The 324-nt window shown below is 68.5% G+C and carries 1 protein-coding gene; it reads right to left on the bottom strand.

Annotation, left to right across the window (positions count from 1 at the left end; genetic code table 11):
- A partial coding sequence (locus tag AC1DFC_RS29860; protein WP_478180600.1) for an AMP-binding enzyme occupies positions 1–324 on the bottom strand: 324 nt, incomplete at both ends.

The raw sequence follows: 324 nt of genomic DNA, 5'->3' as shown, positions 1-324 counted from the left end.
GAACTCCGGCGCCGGCAGGGCCTTGCGGTCCACCTTGCCGTTGGCGTTCAGCGGCAGTGCGTCGAGCACCACCAGCGCGGCGGGCACCATGTAGTCGGGCAGCGCCTGGCCGAGCTTCTGCCGAAGCTGTGCCGTGTCGATGTCCTGCCCTGACACGTAGCCCACCAGCCGCGTACCCGTCGGGCCTTCGTTGGCGATGACCACCGCTTCCCTCACCTCAGGCTGCGCCAGCAACTGCGCCTCGATCTCCCCCAGCTCGATGCGGAAGCCCCGCACCTTCACCTGGTGGTCGATGCGGCCCAGGTACTCCAATTGGCCTTCCGC

The sequence above is a fragment of the Variovorax sp. 10L421 genome (genome assembly GCF_056395365.1).
This window is presented reverse-complemented; position numbering and strand designations above follow the sequence as displayed.